Annotated in this window: 13 protein-coding genes; 2 read left to right on the plus strand and 11 right to left on the minus strand. The window is 59.8% G+C overall.

Going from position 1 to position 17,178, the window contains the following annotated elements:
* Nucleotides 1–15 precede the first annotated feature (15 nt).
* The 9 genes from KW062_RS17170 to KW062_RS17210 form a co-directional block, all read right to left on the minus strand.
* Nucleotides 16–2,538, minus strand: coding sequence for a type VI secretion system Vgr family protein (locus KW062_RS17170; protein WP_218424797.1), 2,523 nt, complete (start codon nt 2,536–2,538; stop codon nt 16–18).
* A gap of 2 nt (nt 2,539–2,540) precedes the next feature.
* A complete protein-coding gene (gene tssH, locus KW062_RS17175; protein ID WP_105754559.1) occupies nt 2,541–5,177 on the minus strand; it encodes a type VI secretion system ATPase TssH in 2,637 nt (878 codons plus the stop codon).
* 146 nt (nt 5,178–5,323) lie between these two features.
* On the minus strand, nt 5,324–5,815 hold the full coding sequence (gene tssD / locus KW062_RS17180; protein ID WP_105754560.1) for a type VI secretion system tube protein TssD: 492 nt from the start codon (nt 5,813–5,815) through the stop codon (nt 5,324–5,326).
* 47 nt (nt 5,816–5,862) lie between these two features.
* Nucleotides 5,863–7,557: an OmpA family protein gene (locus tag KW062_RS17185; RefSeq protein WP_105754561.1), complete on the minus strand. Its 1,695-nt coding sequence runs from the start codon at nt 7,555–7,557 to the stop codon at nt 5,863–5,865.
* 9 nt (nt 7,558–7,566) lie between these two features.
* Nucleotides 7,567–8,253: a type VI secretion system protein TssL, short form gene (gene tssL / locus KW062_RS17190; protein WP_105754562.1), complete on the minus strand. Its 687-nt coding sequence runs from the start codon at nt 8,251–8,253 to the stop codon at nt 7,567–7,569.
* Nucleotides 8,250–9,605, minus strand: coding sequence for a type VI secretion system baseplate subunit TssK (gene tssK / locus KW062_RS17195; protein WP_105754563.1), 1,356 nt, complete (start codon nt 9,603–9,605; stop codon nt 8,250–8,252). The genes tssL and tssK overlap by 4 nt, the downstream gene beginning before the upstream one ends.
* Nucleotides 9,606–9,645: 40 nt before the next feature.
* The gene (gene tssC, locus KW062_RS17200) at nt 9,646–11,178 is read right to left on the minus strand and encodes a type VI secretion system contractile sheath large subunit (protein WP_027616524.1); all 1,533 of its coding nucleotides are present in this window, start codon (nt 11,176–11,178) and stop codon (nt 9,646–9,648) included.
* Nucleotides 11,179–11,212: 34 nt separating this feature from the next.
* Complete coding sequence (gene tssB / locus KW062_RS17205) at nt 11,213–11,716, minus strand: type VI secretion system contractile sheath small subunit (protein ID WP_105754564.1); 504 nt, start codon at nt 11,714–11,716, stop codon at nt 11,213–11,215.
* Nucleotides 11,717–12,215: 499 nt separating this feature from the next.
* Nucleotides 12,216–12,773 (minus strand): NADPH-dependent FMN reductase, encoded by a 558-nt coding sequence (locus tag KW062_RS17210; RefSeq protein WP_027616522.1) that lies wholly within the window; start codon nt 12,771–12,773, stop codon nt 12,216–12,218.
* A gap of 183 nt (nt 12,774–12,956) precedes the next feature.
* On the opposite strand from KW062_RS17210, the gene KW062_RS17215 reads away from it, so the two are divergent.
* A complete protein-coding gene (locus tag KW062_RS17215) occupies nt 12,957–13,193 on the plus strand; it encodes a hypothetical protein (RefSeq protein ID WP_027616521.1) in 237 nt (78 codons plus the stop codon).
* A gap of 88 nt (nt 13,194–13,281) precedes the next feature.
* Complete coding sequence (locus tag KW062_RS17220; RefSeq protein WP_027616520.1) at nt 13,282–14,175, plus strand: LysR substrate-binding domain-containing protein; 894 nt, start codon at nt 13,282–13,284, stop codon at nt 14,173–14,175.
* Here KW062_RS17220 and KW062_RS17225 read toward each other — a convergent pair.
* The gene (locus KW062_RS17225) at nt 14,141–14,749 is read right to left on the minus strand and encodes a GNAT family N-acetyltransferase (RefSeq protein WP_027616519.1); all 609 of its coding nucleotides are present in this window, start codon (nt 14,747–14,749) and stop codon (nt 14,141–14,143) included. The two genes, KW062_RS17220 and KW062_RS17225, sit on opposite strands and share 35 nt — an antisense overlap.
* Before the next feature lie 14 nt (nt 14,750–14,763).
* Complete coding sequence (locus KW062_RS17230; RefSeq protein WP_105754565.1) at nt 14,764–17,010, minus strand: Orn/Lys/Arg decarboxylase N-terminal domain-containing protein; 2,247 nt, start codon at nt 17,008–17,010, stop codon at nt 14,764–14,766.
* Nucleotides 17,011–17,178: the final 168 nt, after the last annotated feature.

Genomic DNA, 17,178 nt, shown 5'->3' on the forward strand with positions numbered 1-17,178 from the left:
GGTCAAACTCCTCGATTAGTCAAAAAACAGTTGAATGTTTTGTGGGTCGAGACCGTGATGGCGCTGGGTGTAACCCTCAGCATCGGTGACACCGTGCACGAGACTGCCGTCGGCGGTTGCCATCCGATAAGCCACATAAGGTTTGAGCTCGTTGCTTGCTGCGTCCTTGATCTGAAACCTGCCCGACATCGGATTGGCATAAACCGGATCCTTCAAGGTCATGGCGCTCAGGGATTTTTCCAGAGACGCCGTTGCACTGACCTGGACGGTGGCGCCCTTGACCCGTATCTCGCCCGGCGCACCGATTTCGATGGCACCGTCCTTGAGCTTGATGTAGGCGCCCCGGCTGACGAGGGTGATGCCCTGCTCTGCGTTCAGGGTAATTTCGTCGCTGATGCTGTTGAGGGTCAGCGCCTTGTGCGCTTGCAGGGTCATGGCATCGCTTTGCGCCTGAATGTCCACCGCTCCGCGAGCAGCGATGAGCTTCATCCCGAGCTTCTGCGCAAATAAACTGACCGCCTCGCCTGCGGCAAGGCTGAAGCGTTTGAATACACTGACGTCGGCACTGTCGCCCGCCGTAGCGATGAGGTTCTGGCCGGCCGAGAGTTGCAGATTGGCCGGTGTTGCCAAGCCAATACCGGCAGGCGCAGACGCCAACAATCCCGCCTTTTGCAGACCGCTCAGGGCCTGCTGCAACCCCTGTTGCGCTTGCGTGTCGGCGGCTAATGCGCCGGATACATCAGCGCTTTGCGCCAGAGCATTGACCAGATGCAAGGCGTTTTTGAGTTGCGCCAGGGCGGCGTTCATGTCGAGCACCGGGCCCTGCGCCTTGGGCTGCGCATCCGCACTGATAAAGATCCCCTTGCCGGCCCGAATCACCCCCCAATCATCCGTCCTCAGTTCAACCCCTTCCCCACGCTTCTGTTTCTTGGCATCCACCAAATGCCCCAGATTCAGCTGACTCTTACCGCCATATTCCGTGCTGAGCTTGACGTGCTCCTGCCCGCGCAAATCCTCCATGCGCAATTTGTTGTTGGCCGGGGTGCGCAGGACGTTGCGGCTGTGGTCGCGCTTTCTGTCGGTGATGACGTCGGGGCGGTCGCTGTCGTGCAGGGCGTGGGCGATGTAGGGGCGGTCCGGGTCGCCTTCTTCGAAAGCGATCGCCACTTCGGTGCCGAAAATCAGCGGTAGATGTAGGCCGTAGGTGTCGCCGGCGTAGGGCCGGGCCAGGCGCAGCCAGCGGCTTTCGCGGCCTTGGGGCCAAGTGTCGCGGTCGAAAAGGAATTTGACCCGGTAGTAGCCATGGCCGTCGAGGTAGGCATAGGTGTCGCCGGCGGAGTGGCTGCTGATCCGCGCAGGAAGTGTCCCGACCATTTGTGGTTTTGGCAGTACGGGCGGACGGAAGCAGATGAAGTGGTCGTAGGGCATCGCCTCGAAGTGGGCGATGAAACTGGCGTCGCGGGCAGCGCAGGTGCGCAGGTGGGTGATCACCGCGCCTGGGCGAAAGGCCTGGGGGGCGCCTTCAGGCATGTTCAGCACTTGCCCGGGGGCCAGGGTCGGGCTGTCGGTGCTGCCGCTGAGGCGGGTGCGTTGGTTGAGAAAACGCTCGTGACGCAGGCGGGCAAAGTGGTAGCCGCTTTCGCTGGCCAGGCTTTCGAATTGGTACAGCTTGTTGCCCAGTTCGCTGTAGGGCAAGCCGTAGTAAAACGCCTCGCCAGAGGTGGTCTTGTCGTTGCGAACCTGATTGACGTCGCCATCAAGGTAGGCGCGGGCATCCAGCGGTTTATAGCTGCGGAAGGTGATGTGTTTTTCCACCACCTGGTGGCGGGTCTGCAGGTTCCACACGCTGTCCTGATCGCCGCTGCTCAGGCCCGTGAGGCCGCGGTACGGCAGCTCGATGTCGAATTGATAACCCTTCTGTTCATCGTGAAATTCCACGACGTCATGACCGGTTGTCGGGTGGCAGCCGATGCGGTACCAGATGCCGACTTCGGCGAGCAGACGATGAATAAAATCCAGGTCGCTTTCGTCGTACTGCATCACCTGCTCGCGCCGCGGGTACTCACGCACCAGATGGAACGGGCAGTCGAAATGCTCCATGTCGTGACGGCCGAGCAGGATGCTTTTGACGATTTCCGGCACCGACTGCTGTTGGTAAATCCGGCTCTGCTTACCGCGCCCGGCCAGGGCCAGGCGCGGTTGCAGGGTGACCGAATAGCGCGCCTCGTCGCGGCTGGCGGATAGGCGCTGAAAGCCGGTGATCACCCCATAAAAGGTGCGCAAAAGCGTGGACACCGGGGTTTGAAAGAACACGAGATTCTTCACCGGCGGCGCGTGCAGGCTGAACCAGGCACGCTGATTGAGCACCTGCTCGACGCTGATGTCCTGCTCGGCGCTGGTGAATTCAATGGTGTAGAGGAAGGGCTGACTCAGGCCTTCGACGCCGTCGAAAGTGAGGACGTCGATGGGGGCCTGGAGGTTGTTGATTTCGAGGATGTGGCGGCTGTGGTTGTAGAACACACGCGCAAGGCTGGTCATGCTCAAACCTCCATCGCCGCAGCAGGCACCGCGAGCGGTGTATCGATGAACTGCAAGGTGATCCCCTCTTTATCGTCATACCCCAGAACGACTCCGAGGGTTTTCACCTGCGCAGCCTGGCGCTGTAGAAGTTGCTGACTCAGTACCGGCAATATCTGCTGGTTGAGCAAGCTGTCGATATTGCGCGCGCCGGTGTCGGGCAGCAGACAGGCAGCGACCAGCCCATCGGTGAGTGCTTCATCGATCTGGCAGGTCAGGCCGTAATGACGATGCAGTCGCTGGGCAAGCCGATCGAGCTTGATCGCGACTATTTCTTTTAGGGCGTCGGCGGGCAGCGGCCGATAGATCAGGGTCTGAAAGCGCGCCAGCAATGCCGGCTGGAAATGCTCGCGCAAAATCGGTCGCAGCCACTCCTGCAGGGTGCTGTCGCTGGCTTCGGGATACTGCTGCAAACCCGCCTGCAACTCATCGCTGCCCAGATTCGAGGTCATCAGGATGACGGTGTTGCGAAAGTCGATTTCGCGCCCTTCGCCATCACGCATGAAGCCGCGATCGAAGACCTGGTAAAACAGGTTGAGTACATCACGATGGGCTTTCTCCACCTCGTCCAGCAGGACGACGCTGTAGGGCCGCTGACGCACCGCTTCGGTGAGCACACCACCTTGGCCAAAGCCGACGTAACCGGGCGGCGCACCCTTGAGTTGACTGACAGTGTGGGCTTCCTGGTACTCGGACAGGTTGAGGGTGATCAGCGATTTTTCACCCGCGAACAGGCAGTCGGCCAACGCCAGAGCGGTTTCGGTCTTGCCGACGCCGCTGGTGCCCACCAGCAGGAACACCCCCAGCGGTGCCTGTTCTTCGGTCAAGCCCGTTTTCGCCGCGCGCAAGCGCCGTGCCAGGGCCGCCAGTGCCGCTTCCTGCCCTTTTACCCGAGTGGCCAATTGACCCTCCAGTTCCAGCAAGCTCGCCTGTTCATCCTTGAGCAGGCTGCCCAATGGCACGCCCGTCCAGTCGGCGATGACTTCGGCCACGCTGCGGGCGCACACATCCAGCGAGAGCAACGGCTGATTGCCCTGAATCTCGCTCAAGCGCTCTTGCAGCGCCACGCACTGTTCAAGTTGCAAAGGTTCGGCCTGGCGGGCGTCGAGCAATTCTCGGGTGAGGTCCAGTTCCTGGCGGTATTGCCGGGCCAGTTCGATGTGCTGATGTTCAAGCTCAGCGTGTTGCCTGGCAATCAGCGACAGCCGTTCGTGCGCAGAACTGCCGAGCAGTTGCAGGTCTTCGTCCAGAGCTTCGCGCTCCAACTTCAGGGCTGCTTGCCGGGCCTTGAGGCGGACCAGGGCCTGGGGTTCGCAATCCAGGCTCATGCGCACACGGGCGCTGGCGGTATCCAACAGGTCGACGGCTTTGTCCGGCAACTGGCGCCCGGTAAGGTAACGCCGTGACAGACTGACTGCAGCCTGCACCGCGGCATCCTGGATATGCACGCCATGATGGCTGGCATAACGGGCCTTGAGACCGCGCAACATCAGGCAGGCGCTGGCCTCGTCCGGCTCATCGACCTTGACCACCTGGAACCGCCGTTCCAACGCCGCGTCGCGCTCGAAGTATTGCTTGTACTCGCTCCAGGTAGTCGCGGCGATAGTGCGCAGTTCGCCACGGGCCAACGCCGGCTTGAGCAGATTTGCCGCATCCGCCCCGCCCGCCTGGTTGCCCGCGCCGATCAGGGTATGGGCTTCATCGATGAATAGCAGCACCGGATGGGGCGAGCGCTGCACGGCATCGATCACGTTCTTCAGGCGTTGCTCGAACTCGCCCTTGACCCCGGCACCCGCCTGCAACAACCCCAGGTCCAGGGTGCGCACGCTGACCGGTTTGAGGCTGTCCGGCACATTGCCCTCGGCAATGCGCAACGCCAGGCCTTCGACCAGCGCGGTTTTCCCTACCCCTGGCTCACCTACGAGTAGCGGGTTGTTCTTGCGCCGCCGACTCAAGATATCGATGACTTGGCGGATCTCATCGTCGCGGCCAAACACCGGGTCGATCTGCCCGGCCTGCGCCTTGGCGGTGACGTCCTGGGTGAATTTGTCCAGCACCGCCTGCAAGGCATTTTGAGTGCCATCAGTCACTGCGGGGGCTTGTTCCAGGACGACGTTTTGCTGCAGCAGTGGTCGTTCTTCGGAGTATTGATCGAGCAGCACCTGCAACTGCTGCAATTGATTTTGGCTGAGGCTCAGCAGGGGCCAGACCGCGTCGCAGGCCAGCCAATGGGGATTTAGCAGCAGTTCGCCAAGCAGGTCCACGGAGCGCACGCTGTCATTGCCGCCCAGGGAGGCGCGCAGCCAGGCGCTCTCGATCAGTTGCTGCAACTGGTTGCACAGCTGCGGCTTGCCTTGCACGCTGCGTGGCAAGGTGTCGAGATGATCCAGCAGTCCGCGCCAAAGCTCGTCCATGTCCCACTCATAACGGCGGGCGATAAGGGTCAGGTCGCCCTCGCCCTGCTCCATTAATTTGAGCAGCCAGTGCTCGATACTGATCTGCCCGTGGGCGCGACTTTGACACAGCGTTGCCGCCGCGCTGAGCGCTTGCGCGCAATAGGGATTGAGACGCCGCAGCAGGCGCGTTGCGTGATGAGTCATGGGGGAACATCCTTGCGCTGAAGGCTCAGCGGGTAATCGGTTGTGCGAGTGCACGGCGTCGGGATGTGCCGGATTACATGCCTGTTGGCAAAGGAGTGAGCCGACACAACGCAGCCAGCAGGCGATTGCCTGCTGGCTGCGACCGATCAGCTCGCGCGACGCTCCTGCCAGGAGTCCGAGTGGCTAATGGTGCCCTCTTTGAAGAGCCAGTTGATCTTCTCGTAACGCAGACTGATCAACTCGTAGGGAACGTGCGCCTCCCTGGATTGTTCCTTGATGTTTTCCATGGTTTTGTCGATTCGAACCACCTTGACGTTTTCCAGCGTGGTGATTTTTTTGACGACCAATTCACCATTGTTATTGACTTCATATTCGCGAATCTCAGCGCTTTGAAAGCTTTGACCGGTGGTCACTGCCTGCAACAGGTAATTGCTGGTCTTGTCGACGACCTTGGTGATCTTGAACGGTTCGTGGGTCCGCTCTCCGGTCAGATGCCCCGTATTGCTATCGGTGGGGATAGAAATGGTGTGGCTGAGGGCGACAACCTCAATGCTGCCTTCGCAACCAATCTTCCTGACGGGACCATTGAGGACCGCTCCATCTTGATTGGTCAGCCACAGGTAAACCGGATTAGCCATGTGAAGCTCCTTTTCTCGAACATATAGGTCGCGTTCAGCGACAGGGGTTAAACGCCCGCCGCCGCAGTGGGCAGCGCGCACGCCCCCACCTCCGGCAGCAGACGAATTTCGACGCGACGGTTGGCCTGGCGCCCCGCCTCGGTGTCATTGCTGGCGATGGGTTGGCTTTTGCCGAAGCCTTGGATCGCGAAACAGCTGTCGGGCAGATCGCCCATGCGTTGCATCCACTCCCGCACGGCGACGGCGCGGGCACGGGACAAGCGAAGGTTGTGTTGGTCGTTGCCAACGGCATCGGTATGCCCGGCAATCACGATCAGCCAGCCGGGCTGCGCCTTGATCCCGACCAGGGCGTCGATCAGTACCTTGGTTGACTCCGGCTTGAGCTCGGCACTGGCGCTGCTGAACAGCGACAGGCTGTCCAGGCGCACCGTGCGCGACGCCTTGCGTGTCATGGAGGGCTGACTGTGGTCGGCGATGGTTGCCAGTACCCACTGGCGCAACGGCTCGGCGCTGTACAAACCCAGGCCCAGCGACAGGGGTTCGCCGTTGCGGTAATAGCGGTTGAGACGCTCGGCATCCTGATGCAGCACGCTCAACGCCTGCTCGCGCAGGGCGAACTCGGGTTGCTCCTTGCGAGTGGGGACTGCAATGCTGTGGTAATGCCGCAAATCGTCGCTGACCTCGCGCAACAGCTGCTTGTTCTGCCAGGCGGAATTGCCCAGAGCGGCGATGCTGGCGAGCGCAAACAGCCACAGCGCGACGATTTGCGCCTGATGTTTCGACGAGCTTCGGGCTTGTACCGGCAGCAGGTGCAGCAAAGGATCCGGAAATGACCAACGGGCCTGTGGACCTGGGGGGACCTCGGCAGCACCGAGTAATCCGGTGCGGGCGCTCAGCCAGCGTTGCCACAAGTTACCCGTGACAGCGGGCATATCCGGCATCAGGGTGAGTGCACAGGCCACCGGCCGGCCAATGGCATGACGGGGCTCAGGCCCGCAAAAGTGTGCCAGGACATTATCATCCAGCCACGCGTTCGCGCTGTTGAGCTGGACAATGACCTGCATCCGCTCTGCACGGACGGCGGCATCGCCGCCCTGGCGTTGCCAATCGTCCGTGCCACTGCAAGCCCCGTTCTCCCGAACAAAGCACTGATTCCCGGCATTTTCCCAACTGAACCAGGGGCCGATGCCCCGCGCCGCCTGCAGATAGGTCACCAGCATCCAGGGCAACGCGATGCCACGCTTGCGAATCAACCCCGCCTGATAGTTGAACGTGCGCAGATAGCCGGCCAAAACCCCGGCATCCGTCTGTGCGCTCGGGTTGAGCACCAGCATTGCACTGAGCTGGCCGCCCCACTGTGGGCGTAGAGCAAGAATGCTCTGCGCCAGATGCGGTAGCTGTTCCGGCTGTGCGACCCGCAGGTAGCAACCCTGATCAGTCACGCGCAGTGCAGGTTGGTCCGCTGGCGTCTCGGCAAACAGGTGATCGAGGTCATCGCCACACATCAGCACGACAGGCTGTTTATAGGATGCGGCTGGCAGTTGCAACGAACCCTCTCCTGCCAACTCCTGGCGCAGTTGCGCATCAAAGCGGGCCTCGCGCTTCCAGGCCAGGACGATCCCGCCCACCACGACCAGCGCCATCGCGGCGCGGCTCCAGCCCGTTCCAGGCAAGAGTGCGACCAGCAACACCGCCAATGCCCCAGCCCACAACCAGAGGCTTTGTCTGTGTTTGAGCGTCATCGGCTCACCTCAGACTTGCGCGGGTGAGAACGAGGCGACCAGGCTACCGAGCCACTGATCCAGCCCCCACCACACACCGACCATCAACAACCCTGCCACCAGCCCGTGATACCGCGGTGTATCCAGTCTTGAGAACAGGCGTATCCCAGGACCGTTCCTGGACTCTGTAATCAAGGTACGCCCCAGATGCATCGGGGCGACCCGCGCACTCAAGTCCGCCAGCAATTGCAGGCGCTCGGGATCATCGACCTCGCGATAACGCCCCTGAAAACCCAGCATCAGTACGCGATGAAATGCCGTCAGTACCTGCACGTCCGGCGCCGGTTCGCGCAGCACTTCACGCATGTCCTCATAGAGAAACTCACCGGCCTGGTGTCGATTGAAAAAGCGTGCCTGTAACGGTTCGCTGGCCCAATGAGCATGCGCCTTCGGATCGCCCTTGATGCAACTGAGCAGGGTCTCATCGAGCAACGCGCACTGCGCGTGACTGATATGGTCGATGCTGCGTTGAGGCAGGTCAGCCTCCTTGAGCCGCGCCCCTACCTGTTCGACCTGTTCGATACACAGTGCCTTGAAGGCTTCGCTGCCCAGCACCGAGGCACCGTTACGCAACTGCAGCACCAGCAGGTAGCTGTCCTGCAGCAACTCGTCGACATCCAGGGTCATTGCCCTGGGTTTTGCAGTTGTCCGATTCATGAGCGCAACACCGCGAAAAGTTCGAGTTGGACGTCGCCCAGGGTGCTCGGAACATAGAAGGCACAGGTTCCCGAAGCCAACATGGCCTGGCCTTTTTCGTGAGCGAGATCGAGGGCGAAGTACTGGTTTTCCAGGCGCAGCGGAATCGCCGCCGGGACATGGCTGAGCGATTGCAAAGGCACGCCGTGGAGGGCCGCATTGATCAGTTGATTGACATCATCCGGACTGCCGATCTTGCACAGCTGCGGGAACTGGCTTTGCAACTGCGCAGCGGACAACCGACTGCGAACCGACAGATAGAAATCGGCGCCGTCGGGCTCGCGCAGTCGATCATCTTCAAGCTTGACCTTCCAGCGATTGCTCCCGTCAGCTTCCAGCATCAGCGCAATGACCCGCGATGGCAGGCTCGCTTCGAGCAGAGTGGAAATCAGCCGCATGAGCGGCGGAAAAACCACGTCCAGTTGCTGGTGCTGATACCCCGGAATTTGCTCTATATCGTGTTCAAGGGAAAAGGTGAGCAGGCTGCCAGCCAGTTTTGTCAGCTCGAGATAAACCTGCTCGGGATGTCTCATGGGCCAGGCCTTGAGGTCCGCGAGCAGTGGTTGGTAGGTGTTCAAGGCATTGAGCAGCCAGAACAGCGACACATCGGCGACCGCGAAGTCGGCCATGCGCTGGTTGCTTTCGCGGCGCATGCCCATCAAGCGCTGGCGTTTGGCGGACAGTTGGGTCAATAGATTGTCCAGTTGCGTCAACAGTCCGGGATGTGCGGAAAAACTCAGGAGCGGCGGTACATACGCAGCGTCCAGGGACCATCCTTCCTGCCCGTCACGCTGCAGGCGCGCGATTGGGCAGGTCAGGTAGTCACCATTTTCATCGTGACCGAATCGCAGACTCAGCACATGCTCGAGCACGCCGACTGACTGCTGTTCATCACCGTAAATGTCCTGAACCTGCCGCCAATCCTGACGATAGCGGGTCGGTCGCTGGGCCGTGTCGGCGTCAAACAGGCAGTTGTTGCCGTTGGCCTGCTCCAATGGCAGGGCCAACACCACCGTTGCCTCCTTGCGGTCTGCAGGCAGCAGTCGCGCCAGCTCCAGGCCATCAGGCAGCCGATCGACTTGATGGCTATCGATCAATGTGCCATCCGGCATGCGGACCCGCAGCAACGTCGCCTTGAGTTTGCCCAGGCGCAAGGCTTCGGGGTCAAAATCCACGGCCTGCACCCCCCAAGGGTGCACCAGGGAAAGATGGGCCAACTGCTCATTGGCCCAGGCCTCCCAACGTGCCTGTTGCTGGAACTGCTGCGGAGACAGCAAAGCCCCCGCTGCCCACAAGGGGCGGTCGATTTTCATGTATGCGTTTCCCTGCAAATTGGCATGCTGCTCAGGTGACTCAGGCCTTGGCCTTGGGCATCTGGGAGACCAGCGACAAGTTGACGTCCATGCCCTCCACCTGGAAGTGCGGCACGGCGAACAGCTTGATGCGGAAAAAACCAGGGTTGTCCTCTATATCCTCGACCTCGACCTTCGCTTCACGCAGTGGGTGTGAAGCCCGCAGGTCATCACCCGGGTTGGTCATTTCGGTGACTAGCCCCCGTATCCACTTGTTCAACTCCAACTCAAGCAAACGACGGTCCTTGGTCGTACCAATGTTTTCGCGCTGAATCAGTTTCATGTAGTGGGCAATGCGCGACAGCAGGAGGATGTAAGGCAGGCGCGAGTTGATCCGGCTATTGGCAGTGGCATCTGCCGCGTCATACAGCGCGGGCTTCTGTGCCGAGTTGGCAGAGAAAAAGCAGGCGTAGTCGCGATTCTTGTAATAGGAGAGAGGGATGAAGCCGAGGTTGGCGAACTCGAATTCTCGCGTTTCCGGAATCATCACCTCTGATGGGATTTTCACCTGATTACCGGTGCCCAGATCGTACAGATGGATTGGCAGGTCAGTGACCGCACCACCCGCCTGCGGCCCGCGAATCTGCACGCACCAGCCATTGGCAATGAAACTCTTGACCATATTGGCGGCGAACGCATAAGAAGCGTTGGTCCACAGGTATTTGTCGTGGTCGGGCCCTTTGACGTTTTCGATGTAATTGAAGTTGCGCACCGGCATCGTATCCGGGCCGTAAGGCAAACGGCCCAAGACCCGTGGCATCAGCAAGCCGATGTAGCGCGCGTCGTCGCTCTCGCGAAACGATTTCCACTTGATGTACTCGGCGCGATCAAAGTAGTTGCCGATGTCCTTGATCGCGGCCACTTCTTCCATCGACTCCTTGCCAAAGAAAGCCGGACCGACCGAACCGATAAAAGGCATGTGCGCCGCAGCACACACTTTGGAGAGGTTGCGCAGCAGCGCTATGTCCTGGGGATTGCGGTCGAACTCGAAGTTGGATATAGCCGCAGCAATCGGCTCGCCACCCGGCGTATCGTATTCCTGGATGTAGGTATGCAGGTACAAACCGCTTTGGGCAATCTCCGGTGCGTCATCGAAATCCTGAACCAGATGGTTTTTGCTGATATCCAGCAGTTCGATACACACGTTATGGCGGAAATCGGTTTGATCAATCAGCGACTTGACTCCGCGCCAGGTAGATTCAACTCGCTGAAAATCCGGATGATGCAACACCGCATCGAGTTGGCGACTGATCTGTGCATCCAGCGCTGCAATGTGCTCATCCAACAGGGCCCGATCCAGGCGCTCAACCTTTTGCGAGGATTGTTGGAGCAACTTCAGAAAGACATTGACCGCTGCCGTTACACGTTCATCGGCAGTCGCTTCCGCGAGCCCTTCCACGCTCTGAAAGTTGTCGATACCGGCCAATGATTCGACCGGACTCAAATTGATTTTTCCAAATAATCCGGCGTATACACTTTTCTCGGACAACACTGTAGTGCCGCGCGATTGCACGTTTGAATTTTCCGGGGACATTGCGATAACTTCCTTTTAGACGAACCGACTTGAATTAGTTAACTTGCGCAGGTGCCAGGGCGGCCAGTTCAGCGCGCAATTCGTCACTCAGCGCATCATCCTTGAGGATGCGTTCCAACTCGTAGCGAAAGGTCGCGTTGTCCAGAAGATTGGACTTGAGATCGCGCAATAGGTTACGCATGGCTAATAAAGCGCGAAGTTGCGGAATTTGCCGAGCCACTTGTTCCGGCTCGAAATCCTTCATGCACTGAAAGCTTAACTCAACCGCGGTCTCGGCCCTGCCCTCCCCCCGCACATCGTCCACGGCGAATTTCAAGGCAGGCGAAAATTCGGCCAGCACGCTATCGAAGTTATTCCGATTGACGCCAATTTTGCTCCGCTCGGACAGTGCACGCTGCTCGCGACCATTGCTGTAATCGCCCATGACCATCAACTTCAAGGGCAATTCGATTGATTTTTTTGCACCTCCGGTGTGCAAGTCGAGCTTTATGTTAACCCGCGCCTTGGGCACTTCATTTTGAAAGCTATTCGAAGCCATAACTCCTCCTTAAATTACAGTAGTGCCGTTTATCTCAACACTGAGGTACCGGTTAAATCTCAACAATACCTCGACACAATTAAGTCGTAAAAAGCTCGACTCACAATTGATTCCTGAACGAACCAGCACCCACGACAGAGCACCTATTCGGCCAAGGACCAAACAAGAGTGGACTATCCCACGGCAAGTTTCTATACCGCCCCATCACTATAGGAAGCGTCCCACAAACGTTGCAGAACGAAACTACAAAAACCGTGGCTTATTGAAGACAGGCACTACATATTGTTATTTTTTCTGACTAAAAAGTTTCAAAATCATGACAGTACAAACCTTGAAAAACATCAAGCACTCAGATTTCCTGAATGACTTCAAGATATTTTAATGGGACGTTTATGCCATTATTGAGGCCAATATTAAACCGTTGGCCTAGAGGAGTGATCTCTTACGCCAACGGTAGCTCGGAGAGGCAGGGACTTAAATGTCCAGAATGACCTTGCCCTCACACCTTCTTGTGCTGCTCCACCCACCCCGCAAATGCATCGATAAAGCTCTGCAAGAACGGCTGAACCTTATCCGACAGCTTGCCCGACTCATCAAAAAACGTCCCTGCCCCACCCAGATAAGCTTCCGGCTGCTGCAGGCACGGGACGTTGAGGAATACCAGGGACTGGCGCAGATGGTGGTTGGCGCCGAAACCGCCGACGGCGCCCGGAGAAACGCTGATCACCGCACCGGGCTTGCCGCTCCAGGCGCTTTTGCCGTAGGGCCGGGAGCCAACGTCGATGGCGTTTTTCAAAGGCGCCGGCACTGAGCGGTTGTATTCGGGGGTGACGAACAGCACTGCGTCGGATGAACGTACCTGCTCGCGGAAAGTGCTGTAGGCTGCCGGCGGTGTTTCGTCGATGTCTTCGTTATAGAGCGGCAGGTCGCCGATCTCGACGATGTTCAGCTTCAGGGTGGCCGGGGCCAGTTCCGCCAGCGCCAGGGCAACCTTGCGGTTAATCGACTGTTTTCGCAGGCTGCCTACCAGGACAGCGACCGTATGGACCTTGCTCATGGGAATTCCCGACTATCTGGCTAAAGGAGCTTGTAGTTATAGATGATCCACGGGCAGTGCAGCGGGTTTGGCTCGGGCAATCACGGCAATTCACTATTTTTTTCCGGAAGGAAAACTTCCCACGCTTGACGACGGTCTACTGAACCGCAAATTGAATGACTTATTCCCAGAGGTTCTAAGCAGATGGCAGCAGTACTCGTCGGACAATTCCATGCAAGAGACGCGCAGGGCCGCGTCTACTCGGTGCATGAGTTCCAGGAATCCACCCCAGCGGTCGACAGTTTCGGCGGATCCGCACCGGTCATGACCTACAAATTGGCGATCGGAGACCGGGTCAATAAAGTCGATGACAACCAGTTCGTGCTGGTACAAACAGGCGTCACGCTGATTCGCGAACCCGAATCCGTGGTCAGCGCCTGAGTAATTCCACGACCCGTTGGAGTCATGGTTGCGGACTTGGGTTAGGATTCAGCCACTACCCCTCACCCGCTGAACATGGACTTCACGCATGCGTCTACGCCATATCGAAGTGATCCAGGCGCTCCTGCAAACCGCTCACGTGGGTACCGCAGCCGAGATGTTGCAACTGCCGGTGACCGAGATCGAGAGGGTATTGCGCGAGGCCGAGGATCAACTCGGCTTCATGCTATTCGCCAGTGTTCGCGGGCGCTTGCAGGCCACGCGTGAGGCGCGGTTGTTGCAGGTGCAGATCGCCAACGTCTATAGCGCGTTCGAACCTGTGCAACGCCTGGCTGAAAGCCTGCGCCAGTACCACGCGCCGCCATTGCGAGTGATTGGCACGCCGCCCCTGGCGTATCAACTGCTGCCGCAGGCTATTGCCAGTTTGCGCCGGCGCTTCCCCGATATGCCCTGCTCTCTGCAGAGCCAGCCCACCGCCGACATCGTCAGGAGCCTGTTGCTGCGCGAAAGCGACTTGGGATTGAGCCTGCACGACCCCGAACACAGTGACATCCAATGCCAGGTGCTGGCCCAGGGCAAGCTGCAACTGCTGGCGCCCCACGGCTGGCTGCAACCGCGACAGAAGTACATCTCGGCCCAAGACCTGGCCGGCCAGGCGCTGGTCGGGCTGGAAGGCCATGACCCATTGAGTGTGCTGTTCGACAGCAAGCTACAAGCGTTGCGCCCTGCGCCCGTGGTGCAGACCCGGGTGCAGACCCACCAGATGATGCGCAGTATGGTCGAGGCCGGTGAAGGCCTGGCGATTGTCGATCCGTTTACCGCCCTTGGCGCCAAGGCGTCCGGACTGGATGTGTGCCCGGTGTCGCCGGCGGTGCCGATCAGTCTTTACGCCCTGAGCCTGAAGAATGTTGAGCCAACAACGGCGCAGGAAGCGCTGCTGGAGATCATCACGACGAACGCCCAGGCACTGTTGCAGGGTTGAGGGCGGTTGCTTCGTCGAAAAATCGATACCAGAACAACGCCACTTCCTGGGTGCGTGGATCAATCCCCCGATAGCGCAGGTGATCGATGCCGCCCAGCACGTAGCCGCAACGCTCATACAGCCGACAGGCACCGAGGTTATTGTTCTGAGTCTCCAGCATGATCCCCGGCAGCAGTTTCTTCTGACTCCAGAACTGCGCCACGTCCAGCAAGGCCTTGGCCACGCCATGCCGCCGGGCCGGCGCATGCACCGCCACTTCATCGATATGGGCCAGGCCATTCCAGTTGGTGCTGACCACGATATGCCCCACCGCCTGCTCGTCCAGAAAGGCCATGAAAATCGCACTGTCGGGGGCATCGTGGTAACTCGCGAACTCTTCGGCGTCAATGCCATAACATTTGCGGTAAGGCGTCACCGCGTGCAACGGCCACTGCGCCACCGGCCGGTCGATATGGGCACTGATATAAGCGCTGATTTCAAAACTGAAATCACTGGCGCAGATATAGGCGGCAAAGCCCTGGTCGGCGACACGCACCGCGAGATTCGGCTGTCGGGGGTTGCTCAGCGGTTGCATAGGGGGAAACGTCCTCAGGTGCAAATACAGTCGACGGTGTAGCAGCGCCCGCTGCCCGCGTCTTCGTGTTGCAGGCCGTGCACATCGGCGACGAACCCGGGAAAACTGATGTCGAAGGTACGGGCGAATGCCAGGTAGTCGATGATCGAGCGGGTCGCCTCGGTGAAACGCTCGCCTGGCATGATCAGCGGGATACCTGGTGGGTACGGTACCAGCATCACCGCGGCGATGCGCCCTGGCAATTGATCGATCGGCACCGCCTCGACGTCGCCGCGCACCAGATGGTCGTAGGCCTCGGCCGGCTTCATCGCCACTTCAGGCAGCACGGTGTACATGCGTTTGAGGTGTTTGGCCGTGGCATTGCTGCGGTAACACGCGTGCAACTGATCGCACAGATCGCGCAGCCCCATGCCCTGGTAACGCGCCGGGTCACACCGGGACACACACGGCAAGCAGGCGGCGAGACTGAGGTTGGCGTCGTAACTGCGCTTGAACTCCAGCAATTCGGTGAGCAAGGTGCTCCACTTGCCCTTGGTAATGCCCATGGAAAACAACACCAGGAACGAGTACAGCCCGGTTTTTTCCACCACCAGCCCACGCTCCCAGAGGAACTTGCTGACCACCGCCGCCGGAATCCCTCGCTCGCTCAAGGCGCCGCCAGCGGTCAGACCGGGCATCACCAGAGTGACTTTGACCGGGTCCAGCAGCACGTAGTCCTCGGCGACGTCGCCAAAGCCATGCCATTCCGCGTCCGGCTGCAACAGCCAGTCGGCGGTGGCGATTCCGGTCACCTGCGGCGGCTGCCAGATCGAAAACCACCAGTCGTCGGCGTTGATGTGTTGGCGCAAATTGTCCAGGGCGCGACGAAAACTCAGGGCCTCATCGAACATTTCCTGCAACAGCGAACGCCCGGCCGGGCCTTCCATCATCGCCGAGGCGACGTCCAGAGAGGCGATGATGCTGTACTGCGGCGAGGTCGAGATGTGCATCATGAACGCTTCATTGAAACGGTCGCGATCCAGTTGCCGGGCTCCGCCGTCCTGCACATGGATCATCGAGGCCTGGCTGAAGGCGGCCAACAGCTTGTGCGTGGAATGGGTGGTGAACACCAGCGGGCTGGTGGGCGAGCGCGAAGTGCCCATGCCATAGCGACCGGCGAAGAACTCGTGGAAAGCCGCGTAGGCGTACCAGGCCTCGTCGAAATGCAGGACTTCGACGCTGTCGCCCAGGGTTTGCTTGATCAGCTCGGCGTTGTAGCACAGGCCGTCGTAGGTTGAATTGGTGACAACCGCCAGCTTGACCTTGGCTGGCCGTCCACGGGTCAGCGGGCTGGCGTCGATCTTGGCGCGGATCGACTCGGGGCTGAATTCACTCAGGGGAATCGGCCCGATGATCCCCAGCTCATTGCGCTCGGGGCAGAGGTACAGGGGGATGGCGCCGGTCATGATGATCGAGTGCAGCACCGATTTATGGCAGTTGCGATCCACCAGCACCAGGTCGTCGCGGGCGACCATGGCCTGCCAGACGATCTTGTTGGCGGTGGACGTGCCGTTGATTACGAAAAAGGTGTGATCGGCGCCGAAATTGCGCGCCGCCCGCGCCTCGGCTTCGGCCAGCGGACCGGTGTGATCCAGCAGCGAGCCGAGCTCGGGCACCGACACCGAGAGGTCGCAGCGCAAGGTGTTCTCGCCAAAAAATTGGTGGAATGCCTGCCCCACCGGACTTTTGTGATAGGCCACGCCGCCGCCATGCCCCGGTGTGTGCCAGGAGTAGTTCGAGTCGGCGGTGTGCTGCACCAGGGCGCGGAAAAACGGCGGCAACAGGCCATCCAGGTAGGTGCGTGCCGCCCGCGCCACCTGGCGTGCAAGAAAGGCCACGGTGTCTTCGAACAGGTAGAGAATCCCACGCAGTTGGTTCAACTCGCTCATGGCATCGGCGGGGGCGTTTTCCAGGGTCACCTGTTCGCCGAGGGCGAAGATTGGCAGGTTGGGTGCGCGGGCGCGGGCGACGCGGATCAGCTCGACCATGTTCTGCAGCAGATGGGTGTTTTCCCCGGCGCCCTCGGCGGCAATCAACACGCACGCCAGGCCGTGATGGGTGGCGGCGACCAGGCGGCCTTCGGCGTAATCCACCGCCGAGAAAATGCTGAAGCCTTCCTGCTCCAGCTCGCGGGCGATACCGCGCACACGGTCGCCGGCGACGGTGTCGGCCTTGATGTCGCGGTGAACGATAAGGACCGGAAATTTCAAGTCTTTGTACATGGGGAGCGGCGTCCTGAGATGACAGGCCATGGCCTGATCCCCGTCAGTCAAGGACCTTGTAGGAGCAAGCCTGCTCGCGATGGACTCAAGTACGCCGCGTGCCCCTTGTAGGAACGCGCTATCGTTGACGACCATCGCGAGCAGGCTCGCTCCTACAGTTGATCCCCA

The sequence above is a fragment of the Pseudomonas fluorescens genome, from assembly GCF_019212185.1.
In the GTDB taxonomy this organism is placed as follows: Bacteria; Pseudomonadota; Gammaproteobacteria; order Pseudomonadales; family Pseudomonadaceae; genus Aquipseudomonas.

Bases quoted from the DNA above. Each gene is read 5' to 3' on its own strand.
- KW062_RS17225 (WP_027616519.1), bottom strand. From the start codon at position 14,749: ATGCAACCGCTGAGCAACCCCCGACAGCCGAATCTCGCGGTGCGTGTC.
- KW062_RS17220 (WP_027616520.1), top strand. From the start codon at position 13,282: ATGCGTCTACGCCATATCGAAGTGATCCAGGCGCTCCTGCAAACCGCT.
- KW062_RS17210 (WP_027616522.1), bottom strand. From the start codon at position 12,773: ATGAGCAAGGTCCATACGGTCGCTGTCCTGGTAGGCAGCCTGCGAAAA.
- KW062_RS17230 (WP_105754565.1), bottom strand. From the start codon at position 17,010: ATGTACAAAGACTTGAAATTTCCGGTCCTTATCGTTCACCGCGACATC.
- tssB (WP_105754564.1), bottom strand. From the start codon at position 11,716: ATGGCTTCGAATAGCTTTCAAAATGAAGTGCCCAAGGCGCGGGTTAAC.
- tssK (WP_105754563.1), bottom strand. From the start codon at position 9,605: ATGAAAATCGACCGCCCCTTGTGGGCAGCGGGGGCTTTGCTGTCTCCG.
- tssL (WP_105754562.1), bottom strand. From the start codon at position 8,253: ATGAATCGGACAACTGCAAAACCCAGGGCAATGACCCTGGATGTCGAC.
- tssH (WP_105754559.1), bottom strand. From the start codon at position 5,177: ATGACTCATCACGCAACGCGCCTGCTGCGGCGTCTCAATCCCTATTGC.
- KW062_RS17170 (WP_218424797.1), bottom strand. From the start codon at position 2,538: ATGACCAGCCTTGCGCGTGTGTTCTACAACCACAGCCGCCACATCCTC.
- tssC (WP_027616524.1), bottom strand. From the start codon at position 11,178: ATGTCCCCGGAAAATTCAAACGTGCAATCGCGCGGCACTACAGTGTTG.
- KW062_RS17185 (WP_105754561.1), bottom strand. From the start codon at position 7,557: ATGACGCTCAAACACAGACAAAGCCTCTGGTTGTGGGCTGGGGCATTG.
- tssD (WP_105754560.1), bottom strand. From the start codon at position 5,815: ATGGCTAATCCGGTTTACCTGTGGCTGACCAATCAAGATGGAGCGGTC.
- KW062_RS17215 (WP_027616521.1), top strand. From the start codon at position 12,957: ATGGCAGCAGTACTCGTCGGACAATTCCATGCAAGAGACGCGCAGGGC.